Consider the following 16,202-nt stretch of genomic DNA (forward strand, 5'->3'; position numbering starts at 1 on the left):
CGTCCTCGGCGGTCGGGCGGGCCGGCGGTGCGCCGGCCCGCGCGGGTTGACTCAGAACAGCGCGCTGGCCAGGGCGCGTCGGGCGGAGGCCACGGCGGGATCGTCCGGGCCGGCGATGGTGAACAGGCCGAGCAGGTGCTGGCGTGCCCGGTCCCGGTCGTCCCCGGCGGTGCGCCGGACCAGGCCGACCAGCCGCTTGTACGCCTGGTCGGCGAGGCCGCTGAGCACCTCGATGTCGGCGGCGAGCAGTTGGGCGTCCACGTCGTCGGGGGCGGCGGCAGCGGCGTCCAGCGCGCCCTGCGGGTCCGCACCGGCCACCCGGCGGGCCAGCCCGACCTGCGCCAGGCCCGCCTCCGCCGCCGCGTCCGCGGGCGACTCGGCCAGGATCTTCCGGTACGCCGCCTCGGCGGCGTCGAGGTCGCCGCTCATCAGCGCGTCGTCGGCGGCGTCGAGGCGCGGGTCCTCCGGCTCGGCCACGGTGACGCCACCGGCCTTGAGCACGGCCTGGAGCCACTGTCGCAACTGCGACTCCGGCACCGGGCCGGGGAAGGCGTCGATCGGGCGGCCGCCGACGATGGCGTACGTGGTGGGCAGCGTCTGGAGCTGGAACATCTGCGCGAGCCGCGGCTGCTGCTGCACGTCGACCCGGGCCAGCAGCCATGCGCCGCCGCCCTCGGCGGCGAGCCGCTCCAGCGCCGGGGCGAACTGGTCGCTCTCCGGGTAGCCGGCGGCACCGAAGAAGACCACTACCGGTGTGGTGAGCGAGCGTTCGAGCACCTCGGACTGGATGTTCGCCTCGGTCACGTCGATCACGGCGGCGGAGCCGGCGGGGCTGCCCGGCAGCCCGGTCGGCCCAGCGCCCTGGGACGGTGTGGCGGAGGAGGTGTCGGCCGGTGCGGGGGTGCGCAGCGCGCTGAGGTCGACCGCGCCGCGGGTGAAGATCGACGAGGTGATCCGTGGGTCGCTCATGGTTGTCTAGTCTCGCACGTACGCCACGGATCTCCGACCAGCCGCGACGGCGACAGTCACCACTCTCCCCCAGCTCAGCCCGTTCGCAAGGAAGGGCCCCCTGTTAACGCCTCCGGTAGAGGAAGGGCCCCTTGTTAACAGCGGGTGTTAACAAGGGGCCCTTCCTTGCGGGGCGGGGGTCAGAAGCGGGCGGGCTCTCGGTAGACGCCCCACTCGGCGCGGAGGGCGTCGCAGATCTCGCCGAGGGTGGCCTCGGCGCGAACCGCGTCGAGCATGGCGGGGATCATGTTCTCGCCGGTCCGGGAGACCTCGACCATCCGCGCGACGGCGGCGGTGACGGCGGCGTCGTCGCGGGCCGACTTGCGCTCGGTCAGCACCCGGCGCTGCTCCAGCTCCACCTCGTGCGAGATGCGCAGGATCTCCAGGTCCTTGGCCACCGTGCCGGTGTGGCAGTTGACGCCGACGATCTTCTTGTCGCCCTTCTCCAGCGCCTGCTGGTAGACGAACGCCGACTCGGCGATGTGGCCGGTGAACCAGCCGTCCTCGATGCCGCGCAGGATGCCGGAGGTCATCGGGCCGATGGTGTGCGGGCCCTCGCCGCCGAGCTGCCTGATCCGGGCGAAGATCTCCTCCGCCTCGGCCTCGATCCGGTCGGTGAGCGCCTCGACGTACCAGGAGCCGCCGAGCGGGTCGGCCACGTTCGTCACCCCGGTCTCCTCCATCAGCACCTGCTGGGTCCGCAGGGCGATCTCGGCCGACTCGTCGGTGGGCAGGGCGAGCGTCTCGTCGAGGGCGTTCGTGTGCAGCGAGTTGGTGCCGCCGAGCACCGCGGCCAGCGCCTCCACGGCGGTGCGTACCACGTTGTTGACCGGCTGCTGGGCGGTCAGCGACACCCCGGCGGTCTGCGTGTGGAACCGCAGCCACTGGGCCTTCTCGCTGGTCGCGCCGTACACGTCACGCAGCCAGCGGGCCCAGATCCGGCGGGCGGCGCGGAACTTGGCGATCTCCTCGAAGAAGTCCACGTGGGAGTCGAAGAAGAAGCTCAGGCCGGGGGCGAACGTGTTCACGTCCAGCCCGCGCGACAGGCCCAGCTCGACGTAGCCGAACCCGTCGGCGAGCGTGTACGCCAGCTCCTGCGCGGCGGTCGAGCCGGCCTCGCGGATGTGGTAGCCGGAGACGGACAGCGGCTTGTACCGGGGGATCTCCCGCGCGCAGTACTCCATCAGGTCGCCGATGAGGCGCAGGTGCGGCTCGGGGTCGAACAGCCACTCCTTCTGCGCGATGTACTCCTTGAAAATGTCGGTCTGGAGCGTTCCGTCCAGCGTGGACAGGTCGGCGCCCTGCCGTTCGGCGGCGACCAGGTACATGCAGAAGACCGGCACGGCCGGGCCGGAGATGGTCATCGAGGTGGTCACGCCGGCCAGGTCGATCCCGTCGAACAGCACCTCCATGTCGGCCGCCGAGTCCACTGCGACACCACAGTGGCCGACCTCGCCGAGCGACTGCGGGTCGTCCGAGTCGCGGCCCATCAGCGTCGGCATGTCGAAGGCGACGGAGAGACCGCCGCCGCCCGCGCCGAGGATCATCTTGTAGCGCTCGTTCGTCTGCCGGGCGTTGCCGAAGCCGGCGAACTGCCTGATGGTCCAGGTCCGCCCGCGGTAGCCGGTCGGGTACAGACCCCTGGTGTACGGGAACTCGCCCGGCCAGCCGATCCGCTCGAACCCGGGGTACGCGGCGTCCTCCGGCGGGCCGTACACCGGCTCGACCGGCATTCCGGACAGCGTGGTGAAGTCCGCGTCGCGCTTGCGGGCGGCGTCGTAGCGGGCCTGCCAGCGGGCCCGACCGGCGGCGATCTCGTCAGCGTCCATGCGCGGAGCTCCTTCTCAAGTCGTCGTCCCGCTTCCGAGTGTAGAGCGAGATCCTGAACGATCCTTAAGGGCTCGCGTACCGGCCGGTAACCCGGCGGGCCGCCCGCCATCCCGACGCATGGACGTCGATCCGCAGGTCAGGGCGCTGTCTCACGTGGCGGACGGCTGCCCGGCGCAGCCTCCCCGCGAGCGGGTTCCCGTGCCACACTCCCGCCGTGGGCAATCGAATCGCGACCCGGCTGATTACCTAGGCGGCGTACGCCTCCGCGTGCGTCGCCGGCCAAGCCATCCTGTCGGCTCGTCCTAGTGAGGCCCCCGTGAGCGTGTCCGCATCCACCCCCGCAACCGTCGGCCATCCCCGGCCCGCCCCCGGCCGCCCGCACGCCGATCCGGCCGGTGAGCACGGCTCGCCGAGCACGATGGTGATCCACCTCGGCGTGGGGCACTCCACGACCGGGCTGCTCAAGGTGCTGTCCGTGCTGCACTCGCGCCGGGTCGCCGTCTCGCACGTCCAGTACGTGCAGTGCCCCGACCGGTCCGCGGTGATGATCGTGGAGTGCTCCCCCGGCACGGCGCCGATGGAGACGGTGCGCAAGAGCGTCGCGAACGCCGTACCGGTCGTCAGCGTCAGCGTGCACAGCGCGCCGAGCCGCGAGAGCGTACGGCGACTGCGGTCGGGCCGCGGCACCCACAGGTGACGGGTCAGCCGGCGGGCTCCGGACCGGCGGCGCGCATGACGTCGCGGGCGGTGAGCGCCACGTGCAGCGACAGGCGCCGCTCGCTCGAGTCCAGGTCGACGCCGAGCACCCGCTCGATCAGCTCCAGCCGCTGGTAGAGCGCCGACCGCGACAGCGACATCGCGTCCGCCGCGCGCCGCTTGTTGCGCCCCTCCACCAGGTACGTCTCCAGCAGCGCGACGTGGTTCGTGCCGTGCCGCTGGTCGTAGGAGAGCAGCGGGCCCAGCTCGCGCTCGACGAACGTCTGCAGGCGCACGTCGTCGCGCAGCAGGTACAGCAGGCCCCGGAGGCGGACGTCGTGCAGCCGGTAGAACGCGCGGGGCTCGGCGGTGTGCACCGTCGCGTCGGCCACCTGCGCCGCCTCGACCAGTGAGCGCCGGGCCAGGTCGAGCGTGCGGACCACCGATCCGGCGGCGACCACCACGTCCGAGCCGGCCCGGTGACCGGCCCGGGTGAGCGCTGTGGACAGGCCGTGCAGCGCGGCCTCGTCCGAGCCGGTCTCGTCGAGGGCGACGAGGAGGGTGACGCCGGTGCCGCCCGCCGCCTCGTCCACGTCGCCGGCGAGCGCGGCGAGCCCGCACTCGCGTACCGCCGTCTCCACCGCGTCCAGCAGCTCCCGTCGGCGCGCGTTCGGGTCGGCGCCGCCGGCCGGGGCCGCCCGCCGCCGACGGACCACGACCCCGAGCAGCGGTCGCTGTTCCAGGACGACACCGAGCCCGCGCGCCCGCAGCGCCACGTCCCGGGTGGGCGCCGAGTGGTTGACGATGCTCAGCAGCAGGCTGCTGCGCGCCTGCCGCTCGACCGACGAGGAGTCCCGGGCGACGAGCTGGTTCAACGCGATGGTGGACGCGGCCCGCTCCAGCAGCACCCGGGTCCGGGCCGGCGGCTCCTGGTCGCACAGCAGCACGAGCCGCCCCCACCTGTTGCCGCGCGCCTCGACGCTCGTCACCAGCCAGCCGGAGCGCGGCTCGTAGCCGGTGCCGGACGGGACCTCGACCGCACGCGAGCGGGTCTCCCACCGGTCCAGCAGCTCCTCCGCGGTCAGCGGGCCGGTCTCGTACGCGAGCACGTGGTGGGCGAGGTTCTCCAGCACCGCGGGACGCCGGGACAGGCGGGTGACCTCGCGGAGCACCTGCCGGGGCTCGGCGCCCTCCACCGACAGTTCGGTGAAGATGCGGTGGATCTCGTCCTTGGCGAGCAGTTCGGCGGTCTGCTCCTCGACGATCACGGAGTGGACGACCTCGGTCACCGCCACGAACCGCATCTCGCGCCGCAACGCGATGAGGGGCAGGTTCCGGCTGCGGGCGTGCTCGACCAGCCCGGCCGGCAGGGTGCCACCGAACCGGCGGCCCAGCTCGACCACCACGCCCGCCACCCCGACGGCCGCCAGGCCGTCGATCCAGCGGCGCAGCCCGTCGTCGTCGGGGGGCAGGCCGATGCCGGTGGTCAGCACCAGCTCACCGCCGCGCAGCAGGTCGGCGATCTCGGGGATCTCGGCGACGTGCACCCAGCGCACCGGCGCGTCCAGCCGGTCCCGGCCGGCCAGGACACGCGGCCCGGCCTGCTGCAACGCCGGCAGTTCGAGCACGTCACGAACCGTCATCGGCATCGGCGGCGTCTCCCCCTTCCCCTCGGCGCACAGTATGTGCGCATCCCGGGTACGGGAACGACACAGTGCCCATTGCCCGGACCTGGGGAAGCGCAGATGATCCGGGCATGACCCAGACAGCACCCGGCACCGTGCCCGCTCCCGTCCCGCTGGAGCGGGTGACCCACTGGATCGACGGCAAGCCGTTCGCCGGCGTCACCGAGCGTACGGCCCCAGTCTACGATCCGGCGCTGGGCGCGGTCCGCACGGAGGTGCCGCTGGCCTCGGTCGACGAGGTGGACCAGGCCGTCGCCTCCGCCGCCGCCGCGTTCACCTCCTGGCGGAACTCGTCGCTGACCAAGCGCACCCAGGTGCTGTTCGCGTTCCGGGAGCTGGTCAACCAGCACAAGCAGGAGCTGGCCGAGCTGATCACGGCCGAGCACGGCAAGGTCGTCTCGGACGCCCTCGGCGAGGTCACCCGCGGGCTGGAGGTCGTCGAGTTCGCGTGCGGGATCCCGCACCTGCTCAAGGGCGGCTACTCCGAGGGCGTCTCCACGAACGTGGACGTCTACTCGATCCGCCAGCCGGTCGGCGTCTGCGCCGTCATCTCGCCGTTCAACTTCCCGGTGATGGTCCCGATGTGGTTCGTGCCCATCGCCATCGCGGCGGGGAACACCGTCGTGCTCAAGCCCAGCGAGAAGGACCCGTCGGCGTCGCTGCTCGTGGCCCGGCTCTGGGAGCGGGCCGGCCTGCCCGCCGGCGTGTTCAACGTCGTGCACGGCGACAAGGTGGCGGTGGACCGGCTGCTGGAGCACCCCGAGGTCAAGGCGGTGTCGTTCGTCGGCTCCACGCCGATCGCCCGGTACGTCTACGAGACCGGCACCCGCAACGGCAAGCGCGTCCAGGCCCTCGGCGGCGCGAAGAACCACATGGTGGTGCTCCCGGACGCCGACCTCGACCTGGCCGCCGACGCGGCGGTGAACGCCGGTTTCGGCTCGGCCGGCGAGCGGTGCATGGCGATCTCCGCCCTGGTGGTCGTCGAGCCCGTCGCCGACGACCTGGTGGCCCGGATCCGCGAGCGCATCGCCACCCTGAAGGTCGGTGACGGGCGGCGCTCCTGCGACATGGGCCCGCTGGTCACCCGGGAGCACCGCGACCGCGTCGCGTCGTACCTCGACGCGGGCGTCGAGGCCGGCGCCGAGCTGGTGGTGGACGGCCGTGAGGTGCGGGTCGACGGCGACGAGTCCGGGTTCTGGCTCGGACCGAGCCTGCTGGACCGGGTGCAGCCGGAGATGAGCGTCTACACCGACGAGATCTTCGGGCCGGTGCTGTCGGTGGTGCGCGTCGGCAGCTACGACGAGGCGCTCGCGCTGGTGAACGCCAACCGGTACGGCAACGGCACGGCCATCTTCACGAACGACGGCGGCGCGGCCCGCCGCTACCAGAACGAGGTCGAGGTCGGCATGGTCGGCGTCAACGTGCCGATCCCGGTGCCGATGGCCTACTACTCCTTCGGCGGCTGGAAGGACAGCCTCTTCGGCGACTCGCACGCCCACGGCGCCGAGGGCGTGCACTTCTTCACCCGCGGCAAGGTCGTCACCTCCCGGTGGCTCGACCCCAGCCACGGCGGCATCAACCTCGGCTTTCCCGAGAACGTCTGAGCAGCGGAAGAGAGAACGCCGATGAGCACCAGCGCACGCCGCACCTACGAGCTGGACCGCGCGCACGTCTTCCACTCCTGGTCCGCCCAGTCGCAGCTCGACCCGATGGTGGTCGAGCGCGCCGAGGGGTCGTACTTCTGGGACGGTGACGGGAACCGCTACCTGGACTTCTCGTCGCAGCTCGTCAACACCAACATCGGCCACCAGCACCCGGTGGTGGTCGCGGCGATCCAGGAGCAGGCGGCCCACCTGTGCACGATCGCGCCGTCCTACGCCAACGACGTCCGCGGCGAGGCGGCCCGGCTGATCACCGAGCTGACCCCGGCCGGCCTGGACAAGGTCTTCTTCACAAACGGCGGCGCGGACGCGATCGAACACGCCGTCCGGATGGCCCGGCTGCACACCGGCCGGCCGAAGGTGCTGTCGCAGTACCGCAGCTACCACGGCGGCACCCAGACCGCGGTGAACCTCACCGGCGACCCGCGCCGCTGGCCCAGCGACAACGGCACCGCCGGGGTGGTGCACTTCTTCGGCCCGTTCCGGTACCGGTCGGAGTTCGGCGCCACCACCGAGGAGGAGGAGTGCACGCTCGCGCTGCGCCACCTCGAACGCGTCGTGGAGATGGAGGGCCCGTCCACCATCGCCGCGATCGTGCTGGAGACGGTGCCGGGCACGGCCGGCATCATGCCGCCGCCGCCGGGCTTCCTCGCGGGCGTACGGGAACTGTGCGACAGGCACGGCATCCTCTACATCGCCGACGAGGTGATGGCGGGCTTCGGGCGTACCGGCGCCTGGTTCGCGCTGGACCACTACGGCGTGACGCCCGACCTGATCACCTTCGCCAAGGGCGTGAACTCCGGTTACGTCCCGCTCGGCGGTGTGGTGATCGCCGAGCACGTCGCCGAGACGTTCGCCGACCGCGCCTACCCGGGCGGCCTGACCTACTCCGGTCACCCGCTGGCCACCGCCGCCGCCGTCGCGACCATCAACGTGATGCGGGACGAGCGGATCGTCGAGAACGCCGCCACGATCGGCGCCGACGTGCTGGGCCCGGGGCTGCGCGACCTCGCCGACCGGCACCCGAGCGTCGGTGACGTACGCGGGCTCGGCGTGTTCTGGGCGCTGGAACTGGTGCGCGACCGCGAGACGAAGGAGCCGCTGGCGCCGTACGGGTCGTCGTCGCCGGAGATGAACGAGGTGCTGGCCGCGTGCAAGCGGGGCGGCCTGGTCGCGTTCGCGAACTTCAACCGGATCCACGTGGTGCCGCCGTGCACCGTGTCGGAGACGGAGGCCAAGGCGGGCCTGGCGATCCTCGACGAGGCGCTGACACTCGCCGACCGCCACACGGTCTGAGGCAACGCCCACACCGCCCGCCGGGTCCACCCCGGCGGGCGGTCCCGTATCCGAGATCCGCGAGACGGCCGGCGACCCCGGTGACGCGGAGACCCCGCACCCAGAAGGTGACGAATGACTACCGTAGATCTCGCCGACCCACCGGTCACCAACCCCTTCGCCGGCACCACCGGCCTTCCGCGTACGTCCGAGGGCTGGACCCAGCTCGTCACCCCGGACGGGCGCCTGCACCCGGACGTGGACGCCGACCACGACGCCCTCGGCCGGCTCACCCGTGACCTGTACCGGGGGATGCGGCTCGCGCGCCGCCTCGACGACGAGGCGTTCGCGTTGCAGCGACAGGGCGAGCTGGGCCTGTGGTTGCAGTGCCGCGGCCAGGAGGCCGCCCAGGTCGGCTCCGTCGCGGCGGTACGCGCCGACGACTACGTCTTCCCGAGCTACCGGGAGCACGCCGCGGCGCTGTGGCGCGGCATCGGCCCGGCCGACCTGCTGCGCCAGTGGCGCGGTGTCGCGCACAGCGGCTGGGATCCGGAGCCGTACTCGTTCCACATCTACACGCTGGTCCTGGCCGCTCAGCTGCTGCACGCCACCGGGTACGCGCTCGGCGTGCAGCGCGACGGCAGCGACACGGTGGTCGTGACGTACTTCGGTGACGGCGCCGCGAGCGAGGGCGACGCGAGCGAGGCGATGAACATCGCCGCCGTCAACGACGCCCCGATGGTGTTCTTCTGCCAGAACAACCAGTGGGCCATCTCCACTCCCACGTCGTCGCAGACCCGTACGCCGATCCACCGGCGCGGCGCCGGGTTCGGCCTGCGCGGCGAGTGGGTCGACGGCAACGACGTGCTGGCGGTGTACGCGGTGACGTCCGCGGTCACCGAGCACGCCCGGTCCGGCAACGGCCCCGCGATCGTCGAGGCCACCACGTACCGGATGGGCGGGCACAGCACGTCGGACGACCCGACCCGGTACCGCACCGACGACGAGCTGGAGACCTGGCGGGCGCGGGATCCGCTGGCCCGGGTCGAGGCGCTGATGCGCGCCGAGGGCTGGAGCGACGAGGCGTTCCTCGGCGAGGTCCAGGCCGAGGCGGACGAGATCGCCGACCGTACCCGCCGGGAGTGCCTGGCGCTGGCGGCGCCGGACCTCGCGGACGCCTTCGCCACGGTGCTGGCTGACGTGCCCCAGCTGCTGCGGGAGGAGCGCGACGCGTTCGTCGCCTACCGCGCCTCCTTCCTCGACTGACGCCCGCCCGATCGGAGAACACGTTTCATGCTCACCCTCTCTCAGGCACTGAACTCAGGCCTGCGCCGCGCCATGGAGGACGACGACAAGGTCCTCCTGATGGGCGAGGACGTCGGCCGGCTCGGCGGCGTCTTCCGGGTCACCGACGGCCTCCAGAAGGACTTCGGTGAAGCCCGGGTGGTGGACACCACGCTCGCCGAGTCCGGGATCATCGGCACCGCCATCGGTTTGGCGCTGCGCGGGTACCGCCCGGTCTGCGAGATCCAGTTCGACGGCTTCGTCTACCCGGCGTTCAACCAGATCGTCTCCCAGCTCGCCAAGATGCGCGCCCGCACCGGCGGCCGTACCGCCCTGCCGGTGGTGGTGCGGATCCCGGTCGGCGGCGGCATCGGCGCGGTGGAGCACCACAGCGAGTCGAACGAGGCGTACTTCGCGCACACCGCCGGGCTGCGGGTCGTCTACTGCGCCAGCCCGGACGACGCGCACTGGATGATCCGCCAGGCCCTCGCCGGTGACGACCCGGTCATCTTCTACGAACCGAAGCGCCGCTACTGGGTCAAGGGCGAGGTGACAACCGCCGGGCCGCCGCTGCCGCTGGACCGCGCCCGGACCGTGCGGCCGGGCACCGACGTGACGCTGCTGACGTACGGGGGCACCGTCGCCACCTGCGTCGCCGCCGCCGAGGCGGCCGCACCGGAGGGCCGCGACATCGAGGTGATCGACCTGCGGTCCATCTCCCCGCTGGACGTGGCGACCATCGAGGAGTCGGTCCGCCGTACCGGCCGGGCGGTGGTGGTCCACGAGGCCCCCACGTTCGCCGGGTTCGGTGCCGAGGTCGTCGCGCAGGTGACCAGCCGGTGCTTCTACTCGCTGGAGGCGCCGGTCGAGCGGGTCGGCGGCTTCAACCTGCCGTACCCGCCCGCGAAGGTCGAGGAGGAGTACCTGCCCGACCTGGACCGGATCCTCGACGCCGTCGACCGCGTCCTGGCCGCGTGAAGGGAGAAGGAGCAGTGACCGTTCAGCAGTTCCGCCTGCCCGACGTCGGCGAAGGGCTCACCGAGGCCGAGATCGTCACCTGGCGGGTCGCGCCGGGCCACCCGGTACGCCTCAACGACGTCATCGTGGACATCGAGACCGCCAAGGCGGTGGTCGAGCTGCCCAGCCCGTACGCCGGTGTGGTGGACCGCCTTTTCGCCGAGGAGGGGCAGACAGTCGAGGTCGGCTCGCCGATCATCGCGATCCGGGTGGCGGGCGACGGCCCGGCCGCCGACGAGCCCGCCGCCGCGCCGCCCGCCGACGAAACGTCCGCCGACGAGCCGCCCGCGGAGCGCACCGCGGTGCTCGTGGGCTACGGGGTGTCCGCGCAGGCCCGGACACGCCGGCCACGTCGCACCCCGTCCGTCCGTCCGGCCGACACCTCCCGCCCGGCGCACACGTCCCGGCCGCCGGTGCTCACCAAGCCGCCGCTGCGCAAGCTCGCCAGGGACCTCGGTGTGGAGCTGGCGGACGTGCGCGGCAGCGGCCCCGACGGCCGGATCACCCGCCAGGACCTGCTCGACCACACCACCGGCCCGGCACTGGCGGCCGACCACCGCCGGGACGAGCGCCTGCCCGTGCGCGGGGTCCGCAAGGCGACCGCCGCCGCCATGGTCGCCAGCGCGTTCACCGCGCCGCACGTCACCGAGTTCCTCACCGTCGACATGACCGGCACCGTGGAGTTCGTGGACCGGCTGAAGCAGGACCCGGCGTTCCAGGGGGTGAAGGTCAGCCCGCTGCTCGTGGCGTCCCTGGCCCTGCTGGACGCGATCCGCCGGCACCCGGACGTCAACGCCCGGTGGGACGAGGAGAACCAGGAGATCGTCCGGTTCGCCGACGTCAACCTGGGTATCGCCGCCGCGACGCCGCGCGGCCTGCTGGTGCCGAACATCAAGGCCGCGCAGAACCTTCCGGTACGGGACCTCGCGGTCGCCCTGAACGAGCTGGCGGCCACCGCGCGGGAGGGCCGCACCCGTCCCGCCGACCTGGCCGGCGGCACCGTCACCATCACCAACATCGGTGTGTTCGGGGTGGACGCCGGCACCCCGATCCTCAACCCCGGTGAGGCGGCCATCCTCTGCCTCGGCGCGCTGCGCCGGATGCCGTGGGTGGTCGACGAGCAGGTCGTCCCCCGCTGGACCGCGCAGTTGTCGCTGTCGTTCGACCACCGGCTGGTGGACGGGGAACTGGGCAGCCGGGTACTCGCCCACGTCGGGCGGTTCCTGGAGGATCCGCTGTGGGGCCTGGCCCTGCGCTGAGGCCGGCAGACGAACGGCGCGTGGACGGGACCCGGGTCCGTCCACGCGCCGTCGTCGTACGAGCGGCCGCGTACGCGTCAGCCGGCCGTGGTGCCGCCGTCGAGGACGAGCGTGTGGCCGGTGACCATCCGCGCCTCGTCGCTGGCGAGGAACACCACCGCGTCGGCGGAGTCGCGCGGCGTCGCCATGCGGCCCAGCGGGATCGACGCCCGGAAGTTCTCCCGCGCGCTGTCCGGCACGTCGCCCATCCCGCCCAGGAACGCCGAGAGCATCGGCGTCTCGGTCGCCGCCGGGGCGATCGCGTTGACCCGGATGCCATGCGGCGCGAGTTCCAGCGCCAGCGCCTTCATCAGGCCGATGACGCCGTGCTTGGCTGCGGTGTACGGCGCGTACCGGGGACGGGCGATGACGGCCTGGAGGGACGCGGTGAACACGATCGCGCCGCCACCGGCGGCGATCAGCGCGGGCACGGCGGCCTGCGCGGTCCAGAACGCCCCCTTGAGGTTGACGTCGATGACGCGGTCCAACGTCGCCTGGTCGACCTCGTCGACCGGGCCGGTGAACGGCGTACCGGCGTTGGCGTGCATGAGGTCGAGCCGGCCGAACCGCTCGACGGCGGTCTCCACGGCGGCGCGGCAGTCCTCGGCGCGGGTGACGTCGCAGGCCACGCCGGTCACGGCGGAGCCGAACTCGGCGGCTGCCTTCGCGGCGCGGTCGCCGTCGAGGTCGGCGATGACGACGCGCGCGCCCTCCTCGACGAGCCGGCCGACTGTGGCCAGCCCGATGCCGCTGGCGCCTCCGGTGACGACGGCGACGCGGTCAACCAACCTCATGTGCTGCTCCTGTTGAATCGGTCCAGGAGGTCGCCGCTCAGGGTGGGCACCGCGGACAGCAGCCTCTGGGTGTAGGGGTGCTGAGGGTCGGAGTAGATCGATTCGGTGTCACCCGTCTCGACGATCCGGCCCTGGTTCATCACCGCGATCCGGTCGCACAGGTACCGGACGACGGACAGGTCGTGGGAGACCAGGATCAGGGTCAGCTTGAACTGCTCGGCCAGGTCGGTGAGCAGGTTGAGGATCTGCGCGCGCACCGACACGTCGAGCGCGCTGACCGGCTCGTCGCCCACGATGACCTTCGGCCCGGCCGCGAGGGCGCGGGCGATCGCGATGCGCTGGCGCTGGCCGCCGGAGAACTGGTGCGGGTAGCGGGTCACCGCCTCCTCGGGCAGGCCCACCGAGTGCATCAGCTCGGCCACGCGGGCCCGGTGGTCACCGGGCAGGCGCAACGCGCGCATCGGCTCCGCGACGATGTCCGCGACGCGCATGCGCGGGTTCAGCGACGACATCGGGTCCTGCAACACCATCTGCACGTCGCGGCGCAGGAACCCGAGCCGCCGCTCCGGCAGGCCGCTGATCCGCTGCCCCTGGTAGAACGCGGCGCCGGAGGTCGGCTGGTCGAGGGCCATGAGGATGCGCGACAGGGTGGACTTGCCGGAGCCGCTCTCCCCCACGATGCCGAACGCCTCGCCCTCGTGGACCTGCACGCTCACGCCGTCGAGCGCGCGGATCGGCTGTCCCGGCGTACGCAGCGACCGCCGCGGGGCGCGGTACTCGCGTACCACGTCGACGGCTTCCAGCAACGGGGTGGTGGTCATGCGCTGGCCTTCCCGCTTCCTAGGGGCTGGTCGCTCTCGATCGGGTGGTGGCAGGCCGCCCGCTGGGTGCTGCCGGGCGGCGCGGTCAGCAGCGGCACGGTCCGGCAGACGTCGTCGGCGCGCGGGCAGCGGTTGCGGTACACGCACCCGGTGGGGAACGACCCGAGCGACGGAACCCGGCCCGGGATGGTCGACAGCCGGCCGCTGCCGTCGGTGCTCTCCAGCACCGTCGACGCCCGCAGGCCCGCCGTGTACGGGTGCCGGGGCGAGTCGAACACGGTGGCCACGTCGCCGTGCTCGACGATCGAGCCGCCGTACATGACGAGCAGTTCCTGGCAGATGCTGGCGACGACGGGCAGGTCGTGCGTGATGAGCAGCAGCGACGCGCCCTCCTCTCGCACCAGCGTGTCCATCAGCCGCAGCATCTCCGCCTGCACGGTGACGTCCAGCGCGGTGGTGGGCTCGTCAGCGATCAGCACGGCGGGGTCGCAGGCCAGCGCGATCGCCAGGACGACGCGCTGGCGCTGACCGCCGGAGAGCTGGTGGGGGTACTTGCGCGCGGTGCGGTCCGGTTCGGGCAGCTGGACCCGGTCGAGCAGCTCGACGGCGCGGGCGGCGGCCGCCCCGCGGCTCATCCCCTTGTGCAGCCGCAGCGACTCGGCGACCTGGTTGCCGACCCGCATCAGCGGGTTCAGCGCCGTCATCGGCTCCTGGAACACCATGGCGATGTCGTTGCCACGGACCGCGCACATCTGCTTGTCGGACAGGTCGAGCAGGTTACGGCCGTTCAGCAGCACCCGCCCGGACGCCGTCACGCCGTGCGGCAGCAGGCCCATCAGCGCGAGCGCGGTCAGCGACTTGCCGCAGCCGGACTCGCCGATGAGCCCCATCCGGCGGCCCCGCCCGATCTCGAACGAGACACCCTTGACGGCCTGGATGTCGTGGACACTGACGACGAGGTCCTCCACCACGAGCCCACTCATCCCGGTCACCGTCCTCTCAGCCGCGGGTCGAGGGCGTCGCGCAGCCCGTCGCCCATGAGGTTGAAACCGAGCACCGACAGGGCGATGGCCAGACCGGGCCAGACCGCGAGCATCGGCTGTACGACGAAGTAGTTCTGCGCCTCCTGGAGCATCCGGCCCCAGGTGGGGGTCGGCGGCGGGGTGCCGTACCCGAGGTAGGACAGCGCCGCCTCGGCGAGCACCGCGTGCGCGAACGACACCGACGCCTGCACGATGAGCAGGGCCGCGATGTTCGGCAGCACGTACCGCACCATGAGCACCACGCCCCGGCGGCCGTAGCTGCGCGCCGCCAGCACGAAGTCGCTCTGCAGCACCTGCATCGCGCCGGCCCGGGTGAGGCGGCCGAACACCGGGACGTTGGCGACGCCGATGGCGATCATGCCGGTGAGCGTGGAGGCGCCGAAGCCGGCCGCCAGGATGATCGCCAGCAGGATGGCCGGGAAGGCGAAGACGATGTCCAGCCCCCGCATCACCGGTTCGCTGAGCCAGCGCCCACCGCCGGCGGCGAGCAGACCCAGCGGTACGCCGATCGCCGCGGCGATCGCGACGGCGACGACACCGACGAACAGGGTGGTCCGCGCGCCGACGAGCAGCTGGCTGACGATGTCCCGCCCGAAGTGGTCGGTGCCGAGCCAGTAGTCGCCGCCCGGGGCCAGCAGGGTGTTGGCCGGGTCGACCCGGGTCGGGTCGTACGGCGTCCAGACGAACGACACCAGCGCGGTGAGGACGACCAGTCCCACCAGGGCGGCGCCGATCACCAGCGTGAGGTTCCAGCGACGGCGCGGCTTGCCGGGGCCGGACGCGACGACGTCGGCGGTGGCGTCCGGTGGGGCGTCGGCGACTGATGTCATGCCTTGCTCCTCAGCCTGGGGTCGACCGCGTGGTACACCACGTCGACCAGGAAGTTGATCAGAAGCACCGCCGCCGTGAGCACCATGACCGTGCCCTGCACCTTCAGCAGGTCGCGGTTGCCGACGTCCTGCAACAGCATCCGGCCGAGGCCGGGCAGGCCGAAGACGTTCTCGATCACGACGGTGCCGATGAGCAGCGTCGCGAGTTGCAGGCCGAGGACGGTGATGACCGGGATGGCGGCGTTGCGCAGCGCGTGCCGGGTCAGCGCCTGCGAGCGGCTGAGTCCCTTGGCCCGCGCGGTCTGGATGAAGTCCTCCTGCATGACCTCGACCACCGCGGAGCGGACGTAGCGCATCAGGATCGCGCCCTGGGCCACGCCGAGGGCCAGGGCCGGCATCAGCAGGGCCTGGACGGCGTCGCCGACGTCGTCCCAGCCGGTGAACCCGCCGGCGGGCAGCCACTGGAGTTTCACCGCGAACACGGTGATGAGCAGGATGCCCAGCCAGAACGAGGGGACCGCGATGCCGACCTGGCTGAACGCCGACAACGCCGTACCGATGGCGGTGCGGCTCTTCACCGCCGCCAGGATGCCCAGCGGCACTGCGATGAGCAGCGCCAGCGTCATCCCGGCGAGGATGAGCGGCACGGTGACGCCGAGCTTGTCGGCGATCTCCGAGCCCACCGACACGCCGCTGAGCGGCGAGACGCCGAAGTCACCGCGGATCAGGCCGCCGGCCCAGTCGAGGTACCGCTCGGTGAACGGCCGGTTCGTCCCGAACTGCTCCCGCAGCGCCTCCAGCGCCTCCAGCGTGGCGTTCACGCCGAGCATCGCCTGCGCCTGGTCGCCCGGCAGCAGCGCCAGCATCGTGAAGACGAGGACGGACGCGGCGAACAGCGAGACCGCGAGGATGGCCAGCCGCCGGACGAAGTAGATCACCATGCGTGTGTGCTCCCACTCC

Annotated in this window: 14 protein-coding genes; 6 read left to right on the forward strand and 8 right to left on the reverse strand. The window is 72.4% G+C overall.

Going from position 1 to position 16,202, the window contains the following annotated elements:
* Positions 1–51: 51 nt before the first annotated feature.
* Both ACGFIA_RS21485 and ACGFIA_RS21490 read right to left on the reverse strand, forming a co-directional pair.
* Positions 52–969, reverse strand: a complete 918-nt coding sequence (locus ACGFIA_RS21485) for a tetratricopeptide repeat protein (RefSeq protein ID WP_357390810.1) — start codon at positions 967–969, stop codon at positions 52–54.
* A gap of 179 nt (positions 970–1,148) precedes the next feature.
* A complete protein-coding gene (locus tag ACGFIA_RS21490) occupies positions 1,149–2,837 on the reverse strand; it encodes a methylmalonyl-CoA mutase family protein (RefSeq protein ID WP_357390812.1) in 1,689 nt (562 codons plus the stop codon).
* A gap of 317 nt (positions 2,838–3,154) precedes the next feature.
* Between ACGFIA_RS21490 and ACGFIA_RS21495 the strand changes: the two genes are divergently transcribed.
* Positions 3,155–3,535 carry a hypothetical protein gene (locus tag ACGFIA_RS21495; protein WP_357390814.1) on the forward strand — a complete coding sequence of 127 codons (381 nt, stop codon included), beginning with the start codon at positions 3,155–3,157 and terminating at the stop codon, positions 3,533–3,535.
* A 4-nt stretch (positions 3,536–3,539) separates the two neighbouring features.
* On the opposite strand, the gene ACGFIA_RS21500 is transcribed toward ACGFIA_RS21495, so the two are convergent.
* Entirely contained in the window at positions 3,540–5,183 is a 1,644-nt protein-coding gene (locus ACGFIA_RS21500; protein ID WP_357390816.1) for a PucR family transcriptional regulator ligand-binding domain-containing protein, read from the reverse strand.
* 107 nt (positions 5,184–5,290) lie between these two features.
* Here ACGFIA_RS21500 and ACGFIA_RS21505 point away from each other — a divergent pair, with 107 nt between their 5' ends.
* The 5 genes from ACGFIA_RS21505 (at position 5,291) to ACGFIA_RS21525 (ending at position 11,715) form a co-directional block, all read left to right on the forward strand.
* Positions 5,291–6,823: a CoA-acylating methylmalonate-semialdehyde dehydrogenase gene (locus ACGFIA_RS21505; protein ID WP_393261644.1), complete on the forward strand. Its 1,533-nt coding sequence runs from the start codon at positions 5,291–5,293 to the stop codon at positions 6,821–6,823.
* A 21-nt stretch (positions 6,824–6,844) separates the two neighbouring features.
* On the forward strand, positions 6,845–8,176 hold the full coding sequence (locus ACGFIA_RS21510) for an aspartate aminotransferase family protein (RefSeq protein WP_357390818.1): 1,332 nt from the start codon (positions 6,845–6,847) through the stop codon (positions 8,174–8,176).
* Between the two features lie 114 nt (positions 8,177–8,290).
* Positions 8,291–9,421, forward strand: a complete 1,131-nt coding sequence (locus tag ACGFIA_RS21515) for a thiamine pyrophosphate-dependent enzyme (RefSeq protein ID WP_357480516.1) — start codon at positions 8,291–8,293, stop codon at positions 9,419–9,421.
* Between the two features lie 27 nt (positions 9,422–9,448).
* Positions 9,449–10,417: an alpha-ketoacid dehydrogenase subunit beta gene (locus tag ACGFIA_RS21520; protein WP_357473596.1), complete on the forward strand. Its 969-nt coding sequence runs from the start codon at positions 9,449–9,451 to the stop codon at positions 10,415–10,417.
* A gap of 14 nt (positions 10,418–10,431) precedes the next feature.
* A complete protein-coding gene (locus ACGFIA_RS21525) occupies positions 10,432–11,715 on the forward strand; it encodes a dihydrolipoamide acetyltransferase family protein (protein WP_357390824.1) in 1,284 nt (427 codons plus the stop codon).
* A 77-nt stretch (positions 11,716–11,792) separates the two neighbouring features.
* Here ACGFIA_RS21525 and ACGFIA_RS21530 read toward each other — a convergent pair whose 3' ends face one another.
* From ACGFIA_RS21530 to ACGFIA_RS21550, 5 genes are read right to left on the reverse strand one after another with little or no spacing between them, the layout of a single operon-like run.
* Positions 11,793–12,548 (reverse strand): SDR family oxidoreductase, encoded by a 756-nt coding sequence (locus tag ACGFIA_RS21530; protein WP_357389359.1) that lies wholly within the window; start codon positions 12,546–12,548, stop codon positions 11,793–11,795.
* The gene (locus ACGFIA_RS21535) at positions 12,545–13,369 is read right to left on the reverse strand and encodes an ATP-binding cassette domain-containing protein (protein ID WP_357389357.1); all 825 of its coding nucleotides are present in this window, start codon (positions 13,367–13,369) and stop codon (positions 12,545–12,547) included. Before ACGFIA_RS21535 ends, ACGFIA_RS21530 begins: the two co-directional genes overlap by 4 nt.
* Positions 13,366–14,352, reverse strand: coding sequence for an ABC transporter ATP-binding protein (locus tag ACGFIA_RS21540; RefSeq protein WP_357389355.1), 987 nt, complete (start codon positions 14,350–14,352; stop codon positions 13,366–13,368). Before ACGFIA_RS21540 ends, ACGFIA_RS21535 begins: the two co-directional genes overlap by 4 nt.
* A gap of 5 nt (positions 14,353–14,357) precedes the next feature.
* Entirely contained in the window at positions 14,358–15,242 is an 885-nt protein-coding gene (locus ACGFIA_RS21545) for an ABC transporter permease (protein ID WP_357389353.1), read from the reverse strand.
* A complete protein-coding gene (locus tag ACGFIA_RS21550; RefSeq protein WP_393261651.1) occupies positions 15,239–16,183 on the reverse strand; it encodes an ABC transporter permease in 945 nt (314 codons plus the stop codon). The genes ACGFIA_RS21545 and ACGFIA_RS21550 overlap by 4 nt, the downstream gene beginning before the upstream one ends.
* Between the last annotated feature and the right edge of the window lie 19 nt (positions 16,184–16,202).

Origin of the sequence: Micromonospora sp. NPDC049203 (assembly GCF_043197215.1) — a bacterium.
In the GTDB taxonomy this organism is placed as follows: domain Bacteria; phylum Actinomycetota; class Actinomycetes; order Mycobacteriales; family Micromonosporaceae; genus Micromonospora.

What these genes read in the sequence shown, in the direction of transcription:
- ACGFIA_RS21485 (WP_357390810.1), bottom strand. Translation starts at nt 969, where the DNA reads ATGAGCGACCCACGGATCACCTCGTCGATCTTCACCCGCGGCGCGGTC.
- ACGFIA_RS21490 (WP_357390812.1), bottom strand. Translation starts at nt 2,837, where the DNA reads ATGGACGCTGACGAGATCGCCGCCGGTCGGGCCCGCTGGCAGGCCCGC.
- ACGFIA_RS21500 (WP_357390816.1), bottom strand. Translation starts at nt 5,183, where the DNA reads ATGCCGATGACGGTTCGTGACGTGCTCGAACTGCCGGCGTTGCAGCAG.
- ACGFIA_RS21505 (WP_393261644.1), top strand. Translation starts at nt 5,291, where the DNA reads ATGACCCAGACAGCACCCGGCACCGTGCCCGCTCCCGTCCCGCTGGAG.
- ACGFIA_RS21510 (WP_357390818.1), top strand. Translation starts at nt 6,845, where the DNA reads ATGAGCACCAGCGCACGCCGCACCTACGAGCTGGACCGCGCGCACGTC.
- ACGFIA_RS21515 (WP_357480516.1), top strand. Translation starts at nt 8,291, where the DNA reads ATGACTACCGTAGATCTCGCCGACCCACCGGTCACCAACCCCTTCGCC.
- ACGFIA_RS21520 (WP_357473596.1), top strand. Translation starts at nt 9,449, where the DNA reads ATGCTCACCCTCTCTCAGGCACTGAACTCAGGCCTGCGCCGCGCCATG.
- ACGFIA_RS21530 (WP_357389359.1), bottom strand. Translation starts at nt 12,548, where the DNA reads ATGAGGTTGGTTGACCGCGTCGCCGTCGTCACCGGAGGCGCCAGCGGC.
- ACGFIA_RS21535 (WP_357389357.1), bottom strand. Translation starts at nt 13,369, where the DNA reads ATGACCACCACCCCGTTGCTGGAAGCCGTCGACGTGGTACGCGAGTAC.
- ACGFIA_RS21540 (WP_357389355.1), bottom strand. Translation starts at nt 14,352, where the DNA reads ATGAGTGGGCTCGTGGTGGAGGACCTCGTCGTCAGTGTCCACGACATC.
- ACGFIA_RS21545 (WP_357389353.1), bottom strand. Translation starts at nt 15,242, where the DNA reads ATGACATCAGTCGCCGACGCCCCACCGGACGCCACCGCCGACGTCGTC.
- ACGFIA_RS21550 (WP_393261651.1), bottom strand. Translation starts at nt 16,183, where the DNA reads ATGGTGATCTACTTCGTCCGGCGGCTGGCCATCCTCGCGGTCTCGCTG.